The organism is Morganella sp. EGD-HP17 (assembly GCF_000512315.2).
GTDB classification, from domain to species: domain Bacteria; phylum Pseudomonadota; class Gammaproteobacteria; order Enterobacterales; family Enterobacteriaceae; genus Morganella; species Morganella morganii.
In genome coordinates this window covers 1-17,527 of the sequence record NZ_AZRH01000006.1, presented here as the reverse complement: position 1 = coordinate 17,527, position 17,527 = coordinate 1, and the positions used below count along the sequence as shown (strand labels likewise).

Below are 17,527 nucleotides of genomic sequence, written 5' to 3'. Positions count from 1 at the left end.
GGATGGCTGTTTCGGAAGAGTCCGGAAGCGGGGGATATCCCGGTGACAGAATATCCCCCGTGAACAGAAGGTCAGGCAACCTGTCTGCGGCGTTTGAGGGCGGATAACCGCAGCTGGTTATAAATCAGTGCCAGCACAAAATAGAGTGCCTGAACCAGGACAATACAGGCACCGGTGGCGCCGTCGATATGGAAGCTGACGACAGTGCCGATATAGCTGGAGCTGACAGAGACCAGAATCGCCACCAGGATCATTTTGCCGAAGCTGCGGCACAGCAGGAAGGCGATGATACCCGGAGAAATAAGCATAGCGATTACCAGAATGATCCCGACCGCCTGGAGAGAGGCGACGATGGTCAGTGCCAGCAGTGATAACAGCCCGTAGTGCAGCATGCGGACCGGCAGTCCGATAACCCGTGCCTGGTTGGGATCAAAGCAGTACAGCATGAAATCTTTGTATTTCACCATCAGTACCACCATGGTCAGCCCCGCGATAATCAGGGTCTGACGCAGTTCAGCCTGCGTGATCCCGAGGATGTTACCAAACAGAATGTGGGTCAGGTGTTGTTCGGTATCAATGCGGGTAAATAGTACCAGACCGAGGGCAAACATACCGGAGAACACAATCCCCATCACGGTATCTTCTTTGATCCGGCTGTGTTCTTTAAGGTAACCGGTGGCAAAAGCACAGAAAAGCCCTGATACAAACGCACCGATAATCAGCGGAATGCCCATCACGAAGGCCAGCACAATACCCGGCAGTACCGCATGGGAAATTGCATCCCCCATCAGCGACCAGCCCTTTAGCACCAGGAAGCAGGAGAGAACGGCACAGACCGCGCCGGTCAGAATAGCGGCAAACATGGCCCGCTGCATAAACGGAAAGGCAAACGGGTCAATAAACAGAGAGGTCAGAAAATCACTCATGAGTTTGCCTCCTGACGCAGTTTTGCTGATTCACGACGGGCACGGCGGCGGGCGGAGAGCATGCCGTGTTTTGGTGCGAAGAAGAAGGCAATCATGAAAACAATAGTCTGTAAGGTCACAATCATGCCGCCGGTCGCGCCGTTCAGAAAATAACTGATGTAGGCACCGGCACTGCTGGTGACTGCTCCTAAAACGACGGCGATAATCAGTAATTTTTTAAACTGATCAGTTAACAGATAGGCAGTGGCTCCCGGGGTAATCACCATCGCAATCACCAGAATCGCCCCGACTGTCTGGAGTGCCGCGACAGTACAGGCACTGAGCAGGGTAAAGAAAATAATTTTCAGTGCCAGCGGGTTCAGGCCGATAGAGCGGGCATGGGTTTCATCAAAGAAAACCACCAGCAGATCTTTCCAGATGAACATCAGTACGAGGAAAGAAACCGCAATAATAATTTCCACCTGCAGCATGTCCTCATCGGCAATCCCGAGGATATTCCCCATAATAATGGTCTGTACATTGACAGAGGTCGGGTTCAGGGAAACGATCAGCAGACCGGCGGCAAAGAAGGTGGAAAATATAAACCCGATCACCGCATCTTCCCGCAGGCGGGTCAGATGCCGGATAAAGGTCATGGAAAGGGCAGCGAGCATCCCGGTGAAGAACGCACCGACAGAGTAGGGGAAACCGAGAGCGTAAGCCCCCGCCACACCGGGAACCACAGAGTGGGAGAGGGCATCTCCCATCAGTGACCAGCCCTTGAGCATCAGGTAAGCGGACAGAAAGGCACACACCGCACCCACAATACCGCTCACCCAGATGGCTTTCACCATATAGTTGTATTCAAACGGCTGAAGTAACAGCTCTGTCATGGCTGCTCTTCCTTACTGCCGGTTTTCACCGTCAGATTGTCCTGATGGCCGTAGAAGACAGCGGCGCGTTCATCATCGGTAATAACAGTCAGTGAACGCGGGTCATCGTCGTCATGCAGATCCGGCCCGGACAGATTGATATGACGCAGCACACCGCCGAAGGTTTTTTCCAGGTTTTTCTGGGTAAACGTGGTGGCGGTCGGGCCGCTGTCGAGCACAGTACGGTTTATCAGAATCACATGGTCACAGAATTCCGGCACACTGCCGAGGTTATGGGTGGAGACCAGTACCAGATGCCCCTCTTCGCGCAGTGAGCGCAGTAAATCGATAATGGCATTCTCTGTTTTGACATCCACGCCGGTAAAAGGCTCATCCAGCAACAATACTTTGCCGTTCTGTGCCAGGGCACGGGCCAGAAACACACGCTTTTTCTGGCCGCCGGAAAGCTCGCCTATCTGGCGGTGACCCAGCCCGGTAAGGCCGACACGTTCCAGTGCATCGGCGACAGCTTTTTTGTCTTCTTTACCGGGAATGCGCAGAAAACCCATTTTTCCGTAACGGCCCATCATCACCACATCAGAGACCAGAACAGGAAAGTTCCAGTCCACTTCTTCTGTCTGCGGGACATAGGCAATCACATTCTTTTTCAGCGCAGCACGCACCGGTTCATCATTCAGTGTCACCCGGCCCTGTGTCGGTGTGACCAGCCCCATAATAGTTTTAAACAGGGTGGATTTACCGCTGCCGTTAATACCGACGAGGGCGCAGATAGAGCCGCCCTCTATGCTGAAACTGGCATCAAAAATCGCGGTATGGCCGTTGTTATAAGTGACAGTGGCGTTATCGACAACCAGCTGTGGTTTGCTGAATTGATCACTCATTGATGAAATCCTTTGGCGATAGTATCTACAGTGGTATTGAGCAGATCAATATAGGTCGGAACAGGGCCGTCAGCGGCAGACAGGGAGTCCACATACAGTACGCCGCCGTACTCTGCACCGGTTTCTTTGGCGACCTGTTTAGCCGGTTTGTCGGAAATGGTGCTTTCGCTGAATACAACCGGAATTTTATATTCGCGGACGGTATCAATCATGTGGCGGACCTGTTGCGGTGTACCTTGCTCTTCTGCGTTAATCGGCCACAGGTATACTTCCTGAAAACCGTAGTCATTGGCCAGATAACTGAATGCGCCTTCGCTGGTCGCCAGCCAGCGCTGATTTTCCGGGATATTGGCCAGACGGGCACGGAGCGGGGTATCAAGTGCTTTTATTTTCGCGGCATACTCAGCCGCGTTTTTATTGTAGGTTTCCGCATTCGCCGGGTCATGCTTTACCAGCGCAGCCCGGATATTTTCGATGTACATCAGCGCGTTGGTCGGGGACATCCAGGCATGCGGGTTCGGGTTACCGTTATAGGCGCCGCCACGGATGGAATTAGGGGTAATACCTTCGGTAATGACAACCGCCGGGACATCCTGTAAATTTTCAAAGAAGCGCTCAAACCAGCGTTCCAGGTTCAGGCCGTTCCACAGGATAAGATCCGCATCCTGCGCCCGCATAATATCTTTCGGGGTTGGCTGGTAGTCATGGATTTCGGCACCGGGTTTGGTGATGGATTCCACAACAGCGGCATCACCGGCCACGTTCTGCGCCATATCCTGAATAATGGTGAAAGTGGTTACGACCTTAAATTTTTTCTCCGCTGCAGCGGCATACCCGCTGACCGCGCACAGGGTAAGCAGCAGCACAGCATGGCGGAATATCTGTGTCAGGGACGGAAGGGAAAACGCATTTTGTTTTTTGTTCATTTTATCAGCCTGCCTGGTTAAAGTGTGACAATCACTAAGGATATCGTTATTGATAATGATTATCAATATCATTTGATGTTGTCAAGCACTTCCGCAATATCTTTATAACATTCAGTACGATCGATTCACACTATGCTATGAATCACATAAAATGTAAAAGTTAAGTAAACTCCTTTTGGTTTATGTGTGTTTTCAGTATTCTTAGCTTCGTCAGAATGCCGGATAAAGGGTAACAGAGTGAAAAAAACCGTTAGTGTGATTGCTTTAGCATTATTGTTGGCGGGCTGCTCAGGAAGCAGCAAACAGTCCCGTACCGGTTCCGGTGGCTGGATAACGCCGCCATCGTCCGGCATCAGTGATTATTCCGCCTATCCGGCAAAGGGCAGTGGCGTCTATCCGGCCACTCCGTTTGATCAGTTTATCCGCCAGGCATCCAACCGTTATGAAGTCGATGAAACACTGATCCGCGCCATTATTGAGGTGGAATCGTCTTACCGGCCGGATGTGATCAGCAAATCCAACGCGGTGGGTCTGATGCAGATTAAAGCCTCAACCGCCGGGCGCGATGCCTACCGTGTGAAAGGCCGCAACGGTGAACCGAGTACCCGTGAACTGCTGGATCCGCAAACCAATATCGACATCGGTACCACCTACATCCGGATTATCCGTGACCAGCATCTGGCCGGCATTACTGACCCGCAAACTCTCAATTACGCAACGATTGTCTCTTATGTTAACGGCGCCGGCGCATTGCTGCGTACGTTTGATAACAACCGGGCACTGGCGATTGAAAAAATTAACGCGCTGTCAGCCGATGAATTTTATGAGCATGTGCAGAGCAAACACCCTGCGTCACAGGCTCCCCGTTATCTGTGGAAAGTGAAAAACGCGTACCGCGCACTGGCGATGGCTGACTGATCCTCTGATTTTTTCCTTCATAAATTATTTTTCCGTTGCAGTGTGAATCTGCAGCGGAATTGTCCCGCTGCAAAAAATCCGTCTGATATTTCGGTATGACGCGTCCGTCTTCTGTGTATAAAAAGCATACGACCTGCATCATTAATAATGAAGAAAAGAATGAGGGAGTATGAGGAATTGCGTGTTGTGCGGAAAAAATGAAAAAAAAGCCCTGATTCAGGATCAGGGCAAGAGAAATACCAAAAGTTCACTTATCTCTACTACGGACGGAGTATAACGGACAACATTTTACAATTGGTGAATTAACAATGATAAATTGTATCAATGTTTTACCTGGTAGTTTTGTGGTGTGAATAATTGAGGGCTGTGATTGTTACAAAGCGGTCGTCCCCGGAGGAAAGTCCCGCTATAATGCGGGACTTTCTCTGTACTGATAATTAAAATTGCCGGGTATGATGACAACACGTATGTTACGGATTTTTATTGCGACAGCCGGACTTTTTCTGTTTCTGTCGGTTCTGCATTTAAGTTTTGGTTATGAATATAAGTTTATTTATGTTCTCAGTGCGGCAGCACTGTTTACATTTTGCCTGTCATTCAGCCGGGTGCTGTATGTTCTGCTGCTGACGATATATTTACTTTTGGGCCTTATTTACGGGGCGGTGGGGATCAATTACGGTTATCCCGATGTGAATGCGGTTGGTTCACTGATGTATACGGATAACGGTGAATCACTGGAATATATTGCCGGGCTGCCTTTTAAAACCTATCTGTATCTTGCCGGGCTGCTGGTATCTGCAGGTTGTGCACTGCTGATGAAGCCGCTGAAAAAACGTCATCAGCGAATTGTATTGTTTACCGTCTTTTTTATTACCGCATTCTGGTCATCCTCAAAAGATTATATTCAGGGAAAATCGGAAGGATTTGTCTCGGTATTTAAGTCCGGTTTACCGGAAATTCGTTTTTTCCGTGACAGTTATGAAAGCTATGTGCAAATCCGCAAAGATAATCTGCGTTATGCCAAGGTTATTGAAACCAGTGATCACTGGGATCCGCAAGTCACAGAGACTGGTTATGACACCTATATTCTTGTCATCGGTGAAAGTGTCCGCAAAGATTTTATGCATGCATTCGGTTTTGAATTACACCCGAATACACCGTGGATGAGCAGCCGCAACGGCCTGTTTTTCGATAACTACATTTCTGCGTCCGGCTCCACCACGCTGTCTCTGACAAATGCACTTGCCGTCCGTGAAGGGAATGTGACAAACCTGAGTGATAATCTTGTCGCACTGGCGAATAAAGCCGGTTTTCATACGTACTGGATTTCAAATCAGCATATGAAAGGCATTTATGATTCTCCGGTGGGGATTATGGGGAAAAAAGCGGGTTTTTATCATTTTCTCGCCCCGAACCGTTCAGATAAAGGCGGGCCGGATGAAATGCTGCTGCCGTTCGTCCGCGATGCGCTGGCAGAGAAGAACGGTAAAAAACTGATTGTGGTGCATTTAATCGGTTCTCATCCGCAACCCTGCGGAAGACTGACTGAAAATTTCGATAAATTTATCGGTTCCCGTAATATTTCCTGCTATATCAAAAGTATTGAGAATACCGATAAATTACTGTCCGATATTGCCGCGATGGCAGGGCAGGAGCATCAGCGCTGGACAATGGCTTACTTCTCTGACCACGGTCTGCTGTTTACGGATAAGGGCACGGAGAATACCAATCTGACACACGGCGACAGCATGAAACAAAATTTTCAGGTGCCGTTCTTTATTACTGCGTTTGATGCACAGTCACAAAACCGTATAACACATTTCCGCAGCGGATTATCGATGTTGCCGCTGCTGAGTCAGTGGATGGGCATAAAAGAGGCTAGGCTGGATAATCATTGTGACTGGTTGCGGGATACGCAATGTGCCGGCCAAAAGAGTGTGGTGAATTTTAAAAATGAACTGAAATCATTTGATTCATTACCTGAAGATAATCTGGTTCTTCCCTGAAAACGGCCTGCGGCGGATTCTGACAGTACAAAAAAATGATTTAAAATCCGCCGCAGGCACTGTTTTAAAAAGGAAATGTTCATAATTCCTGCATTCTTTGTGACACGGCACACTTTTTCAGATACCTGGCCACATAAATCTATTAATCCTTATTTGCTGTGCTAGTATGGATTTTGAGTTCCGGCAAGGGCGCCCGGCAGATTATGATCCGCAGGTGTGACCCGGCTTGCAATGTACGCAAGAAATTGCCGGTAACGTACTGAAAATCAAATAAATGAGATTTCTATATGTGATCTTACGTATGGGTCACCACTGTAGATAAGGATTTAAAAATGCCTGTAATTACTCTTCCTGACGGCAGTCAGCGCCAGTTTAACCATCCTGTTTCTGTCCTTGATGTTGCGAATGATATCGGTGCCGGTCTGGCGAAAGCCTGTATCGCGGGTCGTGTCAACGGTACGCTGGTCGATGCCTGCGACATGATTGAACACGATGCAAATTTAGCCATTATCACCGCCAAAGACGAGGAAGGACTGGAAATTATCCGTCACTCCTGTGCTCACCTGTTAGGTCATGCCATCAAACAATTATGGCCGAACACCCGCATGGCGATTGGTCCGGTAATCGATAACGGTTTCTATTATGACGTTGATCTTGATGAGTCACTGACCCAGGAAGACCTCGAGAAACTCGAACAGCGGATGATGGAACTCGCCAAAAAAGATTATGACGTCGTGAAAAAACGCGTCACATGGGGCGAGGCCCGCGAGACGTTTGTTTCCCGCGGCGAAGATTACAAGGTTGAAATTCTGGACGAAAATATCGGTCAGGATGAGCATCCTGCACTGTATTTCCATGAAGAATATGTCGATATGTGCCGTGGTCCGCACGTACCGAATATGCGCTTCTGCCATAACTTCAAATTGCAGAAAGTGGCCGGTGCCTACTGGCGCGGCGACAGCGAAAACAAAATGCTGCAGCGTATTTACGGCACAGCGTGGGGCGATAAGAAGCAGTTAGCCGCTTATCTGCAGCGCCTGGAAGAAGCCGCAAAACGTGACCACCGTAAAATCGGTAAGCAGCTTGACCTGTATCATATGCAGGAAGAAGCGCCGGGTATGGCGTTCTGGCATAACGACGGCTGGACAATTTTCCGTGAGCTGGAAGTGTTCGTCCGTGTGAAACTGAAAGAGTATGATTACCAGGAAGTGAAAGGTCCGTTTATGATGGACCGCGTTCTGTGGGAAAAAACAGGACACTGGGAAAACTACAAAGAGCACATGTTCACAACTTCTTCTGAGAACCGTGAATACTGCATTAAGCCGATGAACTGTCCGGGTCACATTCAGATCTTCAACCAGGGTCTGCGTTCTTACCGTGACTTGCCGCTGCGTATGGCGGAGTTCGGCAGCTGCCACCGTAACGAATCTTCCGGTGCACTGCACGGTCTGATGCGTGTCCGCGGCTTTACTCAGGATGATGCGCATATCTTCTGTACAGAAGAGCAGGTAATGGACGAAGTCAGTTCCTGTATCCGCATGGTCTATGACATGTACTCCACTTTCGGCTTTAAAAAGATTGTGGTTAAACTGTCCACCCGCCCGGAAAAACGCATCGGTTCTGATGTCCAGTGGGACAAAGCCGAAGCTGACCTGGCAAGTGCACTGAAAGAAAACAACATCGAATTCGAATATCTGCCGGGCGAAGGTGCCTTCTACGGGCCGAAAATTGAATTTACTTTGTATGATTGTTTGGATCGTGCATGGCAATGTGGTACAGTGCAGCTCGATTTCTCTCTGCCGGCTCGTCTGGGGGCAACTTATGTTGCCGAAAACAATGAACGCGTGACCCCGGTGATGATTCACCGCGCGATCTTAGGCTCGATGGAGCGCTTCATTGGTATCCTGACTGAAGAAACTGCCGGTTTCTTCCCGACATGGTTAGCGCCTAACCAGGTAGTGGTGATGAACATCACTGATTCTCAGGCCGATTATGTCCAGAAAGTCGTCAAAGAACTGCAGGATGCCGGAATTCGTGCAAAAGCAGACTTGAGAAATGAGAAGATTGGCTTTAAAATTCGCGAACACACGCTACGTCGTGTTCCGTATATGCTGGTCTGCGGTGATAAAGAGATGGAAACAGGCGAAGTGTCTGTTCGTACCCGCCGCGGCAACGATCTTGGCAGCATAAACGTGAGCGAATTTAAAGACGCACTGCTTGAAGAAATTCGCAGTCGCAGACTTGAAGAACAACCGGAGGAATAAGGTATTAAAGGCGGAAAAAGAATTCAAACAGCACGTCCGAACCGTATCAATACGGAAATCCGTGTCAATGAAGTTCGTTTAACTGGTCTTGAAGGCGAGCAGCTTGGTGTTGTCAGCCTGAGAGAAGCTCTTGAGAAAGCCGAGGAAGCCGGGGTTGATTTAGTTGAAATCAGCCCTAATGCCGAACCGCCCGTTTGCCGTATCATGGATTACGGCAAATTCCTCTACGAGAAAAGCAAATCGGCTAAAGAGCAGAAGAAGAAACAAAAAGTTATTCAGGTTAAGGAAATCAAATTCCGTCCTGGCACAGATGAAGGCGACTATCAGGTCAAACTACGCAACCTGGTTCGTTTTCTTGAAGATGGCGATAAAGCCAAAATCACACTGCGGTTCCGTGGTCGTGAAATGGCGCACCAGCAGATTGGTATTGAAGTGCTTAACCGCATCAAAGACGATCTGAGTGAATTAGCTTCCGTCGAATCCTTCCCGTCGAAGATCGAAGGTCGCCAGATGATCATGGTGCTCGCTCCTAAGAAGAAATAGTCCGGCAATCCAAGTAATAAATGCCGGGGGCAACCCCGGCTTTTATTCGCCGGATTAATTCGTTGTTTAACAATGCGAAGTGGAAATAAAAATGCCAAAGATTAAAACTGTACGTGGTGCAGCTAAGCGTTTCAAAAAAACCGCCAAAGGTGGTTTCAAGCGTAAGCATGCTAACCTCCGTCATATCCTGACTAAAAAATCAACTAAGCGTAAACGTCATTTACGTCCGAAAGGTATGGTCTCCAAAGGGGATCTGGGTTTAGTTGTCGCTTGCCTGCCATACGCATAAGCAAGTTTTTTAGCAAAGTTTACGACTTTAGGAGATTAGTATGGCTCGTGTAAAACGTGGTGTCATTGCTCGCGCACGTCACAAAAAAATTCTGAAACAAGCGAAAGGTTACTACGGTGCCCGTTCGCGCGTTTATCGTGTTGCCTTCCAGGCAGTAATCAAAGCTGGCCAGTATGCTTACCGTGACCGTCGTCAGCGTAAGCGTCAGTTCCGTCAGCTGTGGATTGCACGTATCAACGCAGCAGCTCGTCAGAATGGTCTGTCTTACAGCCGTTTCATCAACGGTCTGAAAAAGGCATCCATCGAAATCGATCGTAAGATCTTAGCCGATATCGCTGTATTCGATAAAGCCGCATTTACTGCGCTGGTCGAAAAAGCAAAAGGCGCTCTGGCGTAATTGTTCAGACAGAAGAGGGAGCTTGCTCCCTCTTTTGCTATCCGGCAGAAAAAATCTGCGGAATGAATAATTTGTCATTGTATATCCGCATGTTTTTCGCGTAATATGACAAAATACATCCGGTTAACTGATAAATAGTTGAGAAAATGAATAATATCGTTTCTTTCCGCTTCTTTTTTTACTTTAGCGCCTGAACTCAGGGGGCTTTGCGCGTAAAAAAGAAACGAAAAGTAACGCCGTAAGCCTCCAGTTTGGAGGCTTTTTTGTTTCAGGGGCTTGCCGGAACGGGTGAGATAATCACGTCCGGCAGCACCGTCGTCATAATTGAAGACCACAGGGTCAGAGGAATAGGAAAACATGCCACATCTCGCTGAACTGGTTGCTCAGGCAAAAGCAGCCGTCGAAGAGGCAAAGGATGTTGCAGCGCTGGAATCGGTACGTGTTGAATACCTGGGTAAGAAAGGGCATTTAACCTTACAGATGCAATCGCTGCGGGATCTGCCGCCGGAAGATCGTCCTGCTGCGGGTGCAGTGATTAACGAAGCCAAACAGGAAGTTCAGACCGCACTGAATGCCCGTAAAGATTCTCTGGAATCTGCGGCGCTGAATGCCCGTCTGGCTGGAGAGCGGATTGATGTCTCTCTGCCGGGACGCCGCATGGAAAATGGCGGTCTGCATCCGGTCACCCGTACCATTGAGCGTATCGAAACCTTTTTCGGCGAACTGGGCTTTTCTGTTGAATCCGGCCCTGAAATCGAAGACGACTATCATAACTTTGACGCACTGAATATTCCGGCACACCATCCGGCGCGTGCTGACCACGATACCTTCTGGTTTGATGCCAAACGTCTGCTGCGTACGCAGACCTCCGGCGTGCAGATCCGTACCATGAAAGATAAACAGCCGCCAATCCGCATTATTGCGCCGGGCCGTGTTTACCGTAATGACTACGACCAGACTCACACCCCGATGTTCCATCAGACAGAAGGTCTGATTGTGGATACTGATATCAGTTTCACCAATCTTAAAGGCACACTGCATGATTTCCTGAATCATTTCTTTGAAGAAGAAGTGCAGGTGCGTTTCCGTCCGTCCTACTTCCCGTTCACTGAACCGTCAGCGGAAGTGGATGTAATGGGTAAAAACGGCAAATGGCTGGAAGTGCTGGGCTGCGGGATGGTACATCCGAATGTGCTGCGCAATGTCGGTATTGACCCGGACATTTACTCCGGTTTCGCCTTTGGTATGGGGATGGAGCGCCTGACTATGCTGCGCTACGGCGTGAGCGATTTACGCGCATTCTTCGAAAATGACCTTCGTTTCCTCAAGCAATTCAAATAAGGCGGGATACTCTCATGAAATTCAGTGAACTCTGGTTACGCGAATGGGTAAACCCGGCTGTCAGCAGCGACGCGTTATCTGATCAGATTACGATGGCCGGCCTGGAAGTGGACGGCACAGAAGCCGTTGCCGGTCAGTTTAACGGTGTGGTTATCGGGGAAGTGGTTGAGTGCGGACAGCACCCGAATGCCGATAAACTGCGTGTGACAAAAGTGAATACCGGCGGTGACCGCCTGCTCGATATTGTCTGCGGCGCACCAAACTGCCGTCAGGGGCTGCGTGTGGCTGTTGCGACAGTCGGAGCGGTCTTACCGGGCGATTTTAAAATCAAAGCTGCCAAACTGCGCGGCGAGCCGTCAGAAGGTATGCTCTGCTCATTCTCTGAGCTGGGTATCAGCGCTGATCACAGCGGTATTATTGAATTACCGGCAGATGCGCCAGTCGGTACCGATCTGCGCGACTATATGAAGCTGGATGATACCGCGATTGAAATCAGCATCACGCCGAACCGTGCGGACTGCCTGAGCATCCGTGGTGTGGCCCGTGATGTGGCGGTTCTCAATAAGATGGATTATCAGGCTCCGGATATGTCCCCGGTCGCCGCTGTCCATCAGGACACGTTCCCTATCCGTGTTGATGCGCCGCAGGCGTGTCCGCGTTTTACCGGACGTGTGATTAAAAACGTCGATGTGACAGCAAAAACTCCGCTGTGGATGGTGGAAAAACTGCGCCGCGGCGGTATCCGCTCTATCGATCCGGTCGTGGATATCACCAACTACGTCCTGCTGGAGCTGGGTCAGCCGCAGCATGCTTATGATCTGGATACCCTTGAGGGTGAGCTGATTGTCCGCATGGCAGAGCAGGGTGAGAAACTGACGCTGCTGGACGGCAACGAAGTCACACTGACAGATAACATTCTGGTGATTGCAGATCGCCGTGGTGCGCTGGGTATGGCCGGTATTTTCGGCGGCGAGCACTCTGGTGTGTCTGACACCACTAAAAATATCCTGCTGGAAACCGCATTCTTTAACCCGCTGGCTATCACCGGCCGTGCACGTCAGTATGGTCTGCATACCGATGCTTCACACCGCTTTGAGCGCGGCGTGGATCCGCAGTTACAGCGTATCGCGGCTGAGCGTACCACCCGTCTGATTCTGGATATCTGCGGCGGTGAGCCGGGCGAAATCATTGAAGTGGTTTCTGAAGCAGATTTACCGAAAGCGGCAACGATTACACTGACCCGTAACAAGCTTGACCGTCTGATCGGCCATTATGTGGATGATGCGCAGGTAACGGATATCCTGACCCGTCTGGGCTGCGATGTGAAAATTTCTCAGGATCAGTGGCTGGTGACTGCGCCGTCATGGCGTTTCGACATGGAAATTGAGGAAGATCTGGTGGAAGAAGTGGCCCGTATTTACGGCTACAACAATATCCCGGATGTTCCGCTGCGCGCTGACCTGATTATGACCTCCCGTCACGAAGCACATCTGCCGCTTAAGCGTGTGAAAACACTGCTGGTTGACCGTGGCTTCCAGGAAGCTATTACTTACAGCTTTGTCGATCCGAAAATCCAGACCCTGCTGCACCCGGGTCAGGACGCGATTATTCTGCCGAACCCGATTTCTGCAGATATGTCAGCCATGCGTCTGTCATTGCTGACCGGCCTGTTAAGCACTGTTGTGTACAACCAGAACCGTCAGCAGAGCCGTGTCCGTCTGTTTGAATCCGGTCTGCGCTTTGTACCGGATGCGGCCGCAGACCTCGGGATCCGTCAGGAAACCATGCTGGCAGGCGTTATCGCCGGTAACCGTAATGAAGAACACTGGTCATCGGAAAAACAGGTCGTTGATTTTTATGATTTAAAAGGTGATCTGGAAGCCATTTTGGAATTGACTGGCAAATTAGATCGTGTATCGTTTAAAGCAACGACAAATCCGGCCCTCCATCCGGGACAAGGTGCTGAGATTTATCTGGAAGATGAGCATATTGGTTATATCGGTGTGGTTCATCCGGAACTGGAGAAAAAACTGGATCTCAACGGCCGTACGGTTGTCTTTGAAATCCGCTGGGACGCACTGACAAACCGTATTATTCCTGAGGCTGAAGCAATTTCACGCTTCCCTGCGAACCGCCGGGATATCGCCATCGTTGTGCCGGAAAACGTCGCTGCACAAGACATTCTGAACGAATGTAAAAAAGTTGGCGTAAATCAGTTAGTTGGCATAAACTTATTTGACGTGTACTGTGGTAAGGGTGTTGCTGAGGGTTATAAGAGTCTGGCGATCAGTCTGACCTTACAGGATACAGAGCGTACACTTGAAGAAGATGAAATTGCAGCAACCGTAAACAAATGCGTTGCCGCGTTGCAACAGCGATTTAAAGCATCCTTGAGGGACTAAACCTATGGCGCTTACTAAAGCTGAAATGTCAGAAAATCTGTCGGAAAAACTGGACCTGAGCAAACGCGATGCGAAGGACCTGGTAGAACTGTTTTTTGAAGAGGTACGCCGTTCTCTTGAGAATGGTGAGCAGGTGAAATTATCCGGTTTCGGAAACTTTGATCTGCGGGACAAGAATCAGCGTCCGGGCCGTAACCCTAAAACGGGTGAAGATATTCCTATCACAGCCCGTCGTGTTGTCACTTTCCGTCCGGGGCAGAAACTGAAAGCCAAGGTCGAAAAATCGACACCGAAAGAGTAAGACCTGAAACGACCTCTTATGAGGTCGTTTTCTTTTCTGTGGTTTGTCAGACATTAACCTCCTTCTGACTCAGGTATACTATCTCCCGTCTTGATTAATGACAGGGATCTCATGCATATTCACAACCCCATCACGAAGCTGGTACAGACGCGGAAAAAGCGGGATGTACAGCGCATAATTCTTCTTTCTGTTACCTTGCTGATAATGATCGCCGTTGCACTGTGCGCCGGTGAGATGTGGATTTTACCGGACCAGTGGTTATCTGAAACCGCGCAGTTATTTGTCTGGGATCTGCGTTTCCCGCGTGTGCTGGCGGTGATTGCGGTGGGGGCCGGGCTGGCAATGGCCGGTGCGGTGATGCAGGCCATTTTTGAAAACCCGCTGGCGGAACCGGGGCTGCTCGGCGTGAGTAACGGTGCCGGGGTGTTTGTTGTCTTTATCGTCCTGTTTTTCAAAGGCATGCCGCCGCTGTGGGTGCTGGGGGGCGGGGCGGTGATCGGGGCGACACTGCTGACACTGATTTTACTCTGGTTTGCTCATTTCCGGCGACTGAGTAACAGCCAGCTGCTGCTGGTCGGCGTGGCTCTCGGGGTTATCTGCGGCGCATTTATGACCTGGATGGTGTATTTCAGCACCAGTCTGGATTTACGCCAGCTGATGTACTGGATGATGGGAAGTTTTTCCGGGGCGGACTGGCGGCTCAGTCCGTTGCTGGCGGCGATAGCGGTGGTGGCCGTGTGGCTGCTGTGGCAGGCACCGGTGCTTAACTATCTTGCGTTGGGCGAGGTTAATGCCCAGCAGCTCGGGGTATCGGCACACCGCTGGCGCAATGTGTTTATTATTGCCGTCGGGTTGCTGATCGGCCTGAGTGTGGCGGTGGCCGGCGCTATCAGCTTTATCGGGCTGATTATCCCGCATATGCTGCGGCTGATGGGTATTACTGATCACCGGACATTATTACCCGCCTGTGCATTATTTGGTGCCGTCAGTCTGTTGCTGGCGGATTTATGCTCACGGCTGATTTTATCCAATGCCGAAATTCCGATCGGCGTGGTGACTGCAACCATCGGCGCACCGGCCTTTATTTATCTGCTGACCCGGCATCACGGAGGACGCCGCTGATGAATAATCTGTTACTTGATGTCAGCGGGATCCACATCGGCCGCCGTCTTACCTGTGATGCCCTGCAATTTTTTGCCGGACAGCAAATCCATCTGCTGGGACCGAACGGCTCCGGCAAGAGTACTCTGCTGGCCGCACTGGCGGATGCTGTGCGTTATGAGGGGCAAATCCGCTACCGCGGTACGGACTTAAAATCGATCCCCAAACGGCAGCAGGCACAGTTCCGTGCGTATCTGACCCAAACCACCGATTGTGTCCCGGTGATGACGGTGTTTCAGTATCTGCAGCTCTATATGCCGGCGGTGCAGGAAAATACACAGCTTATTTATCAGTTGTGCGGCGATTTTCAGCTGGAGCTGTTACTGCCGCGTATGCTGACGCAATTATCCGGCGGTGAATGGCAGCGGGTGAAAATAGCGGCGATATTTCTGCAATTATGGACAACGGATGACTTGTCCGGGAAATACTTATTACTGGATGAGCCGCGTAACCACCTGGATATTACCCAGCAGGCGATGCTGGATAAATGGATAGCCCGGTTTTGTGAACAGCAGGGAACGATTATTACCAGCGGTCATGATTTAAACCACAGTTATCTGCATGCCGATGCGGTGGTGTTACTTAAAGCCGGTCAGTTACTTGCCGCCGGTGAAACTCAGATAATTATGACTGAAGATATCTTGAGCGAACTTTTTCAGTCTGAAATAAAAAGTATCAGACCAATACAAGAAACACAGTGGCAAATAACAGATTGGCATCAACAACGGCGCTGATTTTTGTTATGCTGTCACATATATTTGTTGTTATGTAGTCGCTGTAAAGATTAAGAATTGTTTAAACGAAGCCCTGGTGTTGAGCGTCAATTGAATCAATTCAGGATATAATCATCACTTCCGATTCTTATTAGGTTGTATTTATGCTTGAGTTTCTTCCGTTTTCCCGGCCAGCTATCGGCGAGTCAGAGATCGCGGCTGTTGAAAAAGTACTGCGTTCCGGCTGGATCACCACCGGCCCGCAAAATCAGCAGCTGGAAGCGGATTTCTGTCAGCGTTTCGGCTGTAAACACGCCATTGCTCTGGCATCCGCAACTGCCGGTATGCATGTTGCGCTGATGGCACTGGGTGTCGGCCCGGGAGATGAAGTGATCACGCCTTCACAGACCTGGGTTTCCACCATCAATATGATCGAGCTGCTCGGCGCGGTACCGGTGATGATTGATGTTGACCGCGACACACTGATGATTCAGCCGGATGACGTCCGTACGGCGATTACCCCGAAGACCAAAGTCATCATTCCTGTTCATTATGCCGGAGCGCCCTGTGATTTGGTTGCTTTACGTGCTATTGCGCAGGAACACAATATTTTCCTGCTGGAAGATGCCGCACATGCCGTTGGTACCCGTTACCGTGACGAGTGGATCGGCGAAAAAGGCACCGCTATTTTCTCTTTCCACGCGATTAAAAACGTCACCTGCGCGGAAGGCGGATTAATTACTACAGATAACGATGAACTTGCACAGCGTATCCGCTGTCTTAAGTTCCACGGGCTGGGTGTGGATGCGTTTGACCGTCAGATGCAGGGCCGCAAACCGCAGGCAGAAGTGGTCGAACCGGGGTTCAAATATAACCTGTCAGATATCCACGCCGCGATTGCGGTGGTGCAGCTGAGCCGGATGGACGAACTGAACGCACGCCGCGCACATCTGGCACAGCTTTACCGTGAAGCCCTGGAGGGGCTGCCGGTTAAATTGTTATCCGTGCCGGATTACCCGCATCTGCATGCCAATCATCTGCTGATGATTCGTGTGGATAAAGCGGTCTGCGGCATCGATCGCGATACCTTTATGGAGCAGTTAAAAGCGGTCAATATCGGGACAGGTCTGCATTTCCGTGCAGCTCATACCCAGAAATATTACCGGGAACGGTACCCGTCATTATCACTGCCGAATTCGGAGTGGAACACCGCGACATTATGTTCGCTGCCGTTCTTCCCGGATATGAAAGACAGTGATGTGACCCGTGTGACAGACGCAATCAGAGCTATTCTTGCGGAGCAGAAATAAGTGTCATTTAACGAAATTAAGAAAGTCTCAGTGGTAATTCCGGTTTACAACGAGGAAGAGAGTCTCCCTCAGTTGCTGGAACGTACAATCAAAGCCTGTCAGTCGCTGAAGCAGGCGTATGAAATTGTGCTGGTGGATGACGGCAGCCGTGACCGTTCAGCAGAAGTGCTGACGCAGGCGGCAGAGATCCCTGAAAACCATGTGGTTGCTGTCCTGCTGAACCGTAACTACGGCCAGCATTCCGCAATTATGGCGGGGTTTAGACAGGCCGGGGGGG

Annotated in this window: 18 protein-coding genes and 1 other annotated feature; of the genes, 13 read left to right on the top strand and 5 right to left on the bottom strand. The window is 50.1% G+C overall.

What is annotated here, in order from left to right:
* Positions 1–71: 71 nt before the first annotated feature.
* Genes X965_RS08000 through X965_RS07985 form a run of 4 tightly spaced genes read right to left on the bottom strand, consistent with a single transcriptional unit; the run spans position 72 to position 3,605 of the window.
* The gene (locus X965_RS08000) at positions 72–926 is read right to left on the bottom strand and encodes a metal ABC transporter permease (protein ID WP_004235342.1); all 855 of its coding nucleotides are present in this window, start codon (positions 924–926) and stop codon (positions 72–74) included.
* Positions 923–1,798 (bottom strand): metal ABC transporter permease, encoded by an 876-nt coding sequence (locus tag X965_RS07995; RefSeq protein ID WP_036417713.1) that lies wholly within the window; start codon positions 1,796–1,798, stop codon positions 923–925. Before X965_RS07995 ends, X965_RS08000 begins: the two co-directional genes overlap by 4 nt.
* Positions 1,795–2,679, bottom strand: a complete 885-nt coding sequence (locus tag X965_RS07990) for a manganese/iron ABC transporter ATP-binding protein (RefSeq protein WP_024473275.1) — start codon at positions 2,677–2,679, stop codon at positions 1,795–1,797. Before X965_RS07990 ends, X965_RS07995 begins: the two co-directional genes overlap by 4 nt.
* A complete protein-coding gene (locus tag X965_RS07985) occupies positions 2,676–3,605 on the bottom strand; it encodes a metal ABC transporter substrate-binding protein (RefSeq protein WP_036417711.1) in 930 nt (309 codons plus the stop codon). The genes X965_RS07990 and X965_RS07985 overlap by 4 nt, the downstream gene beginning before the upstream one ends.
* A 237-nt stretch (positions 3,606–3,842) precedes the next feature.
* On the opposite strand from X965_RS07985, the gene X965_RS07980 reads away from it, so the two are divergent.
* The 6 genes from X965_RS07980 to rplT all read left to right on the top strand — a co-directional run bounded on the left by X965_RS07980 (position 3,843) and on the right by rplT (position 10,022).
* Positions 3,843–4,523, top strand: a complete 681-nt coding sequence (locus tag X965_RS07980) for a transglycosylase SLT domain-containing protein (RefSeq protein WP_036417709.1) — start codon at positions 3,843–3,845, stop codon at positions 4,521–4,523.
* A gap of 452 nt (positions 4,524–4,975) precedes the next feature.
* Positions 4,976–6,529 (top strand): phosphoethanolamine transferase, encoded by a 1,554-nt coding sequence (locus X965_RS07975; RefSeq protein WP_239670179.1) that lies wholly within the window; start codon positions 4,976–4,978, stop codon positions 6,527–6,529.
* 332 nt (positions 6,530–6,861) lie between these two features.
* Positions 6,862–8,793: a threonine--tRNA ligase gene (gene thrS, locus X965_RS07970; protein WP_004235354.1), complete on the top strand. Its 1,932-nt coding sequence runs from the start codon at positions 6,862–6,864 to the stop codon at positions 8,791–8,793.
* Positions 8,794–8,796: 3 nt separating this feature from the next.
* Positions 8,797–9,336: a translation initiation factor IF-3 gene (gene infC, locus X965_RS18945; protein WP_071592720.1), complete on the top strand. Its 540-nt coding sequence runs from the start codon at positions 8,797–8,799 to the stop codon at positions 9,334–9,336.
* A gap of 91 nt (positions 9,337–9,427) precedes the next feature.
* The gene (gene rpmI / locus X965_RS18940) at positions 9,428–9,625 is read left to right on the top strand and encodes a 50S ribosomal protein L35 (protein ID WP_004235358.1); all 198 of its coding nucleotides are present in this window, start codon (positions 9,428–9,430) and stop codon (positions 9,623–9,625) included.
* Positions 9,626–9,665: 40 nt separating this feature from the next.
* Positions 9,666–10,022: a 50S ribosomal protein L20 gene (gene rplT, locus X965_RS07960; protein WP_004235362.1), complete on the top strand. Its 357-nt coding sequence runs from the start codon at positions 9,666–9,668 to the stop codon at positions 10,020–10,022.
* 74 nt (positions 10,023–10,096) lie between these two features.
* Here rplT and X965_RS07955 read toward each other — a convergent pair whose 3' ends face one another.
* A complete protein-coding gene (locus tag X965_RS07955) occupies positions 10,097–10,381 on the bottom strand; it encodes a hypothetical protein (protein ID WP_004235364.1) in 285 nt (94 codons plus the stop codon).
* Positions 10,168–10,290 (top strand) — a sequence feature (Phe leader region). (Overlaps the previous gene by 123 nt.)
* Here X965_RS07955 and pheS point away from each other — a divergent pair.
* The 7 genes from pheS to X965_RS07920 all read left to right on the top strand — a co-directional run.
* Positions 10,380–11,363, top strand: coding sequence for a phenylalanine--tRNA ligase subunit alpha (gene pheS, locus X965_RS07950; RefSeq protein WP_004235365.1), 984 nt, complete (start codon positions 10,380–10,382; stop codon positions 11,361–11,363). The two genes, X965_RS07955 and pheS, sit on opposite strands and share 2 nt — an antisense overlap.
* Positions 11,364–11,377: 14 nt before the next feature.
* On the top strand, positions 11,378–13,765 hold the full coding sequence (gene pheT, locus X965_RS07945; protein WP_004235367.1) for a phenylalanine--tRNA ligase subunit beta: 2,388 nt from the start codon (positions 11,378–11,380) through the stop codon (positions 13,763–13,765).
* A 4-nt stretch (positions 13,766–13,769) separates the two neighbouring features.
* Positions 13,770–14,066: an integration host factor subunit alpha gene (gene ihfA, locus X965_RS07940; protein ID WP_004235369.1), complete on the top strand. Its 297-nt coding sequence runs from the start codon at positions 13,770–13,772 to the stop codon at positions 14,064–14,066.
* A 111-nt stretch (positions 14,067–14,177) separates the two neighbouring features.
* Positions 14,178–15,188 carry a vitamin B12 ABC transporter permease BtuC gene (gene btuC, locus X965_RS07935; protein WP_004239981.1) on the top strand — a complete coding sequence of 337 codons (1,011 nt, stop codon included), beginning with the start codon at positions 14,178–14,180 and terminating at the stop codon, positions 15,186–15,188.
* The gene (locus X965_RS07930; protein WP_036417707.1) at positions 15,188–15,961 is read left to right on the top strand and encodes an ATP-binding cassette domain-containing protein; all 774 of its coding nucleotides are present in this window, start codon (positions 15,188–15,190) and stop codon (positions 15,959–15,961) included. Before btuC ends, X965_RS07930 begins: the two co-directional genes overlap by 1 nt.
* Positions 15,962–16,104: 143 nt before the next feature.
* Positions 16,105–17,250, top strand: a complete 1,146-nt coding sequence (arnB, locus tag X965_RS07925) for a UDP-4-amino-4-deoxy-L-arabinose aminotransferase (RefSeq protein ID WP_004235375.1) — start codon at positions 16,105–16,107, stop codon at positions 17,248–17,250.
* On the top strand, positions 17,251–17,527 hold a 277-nt coding region (locus X965_RS07920; RefSeq protein WP_036417705.1), incomplete at its 3' end, for a glycosyltransferase.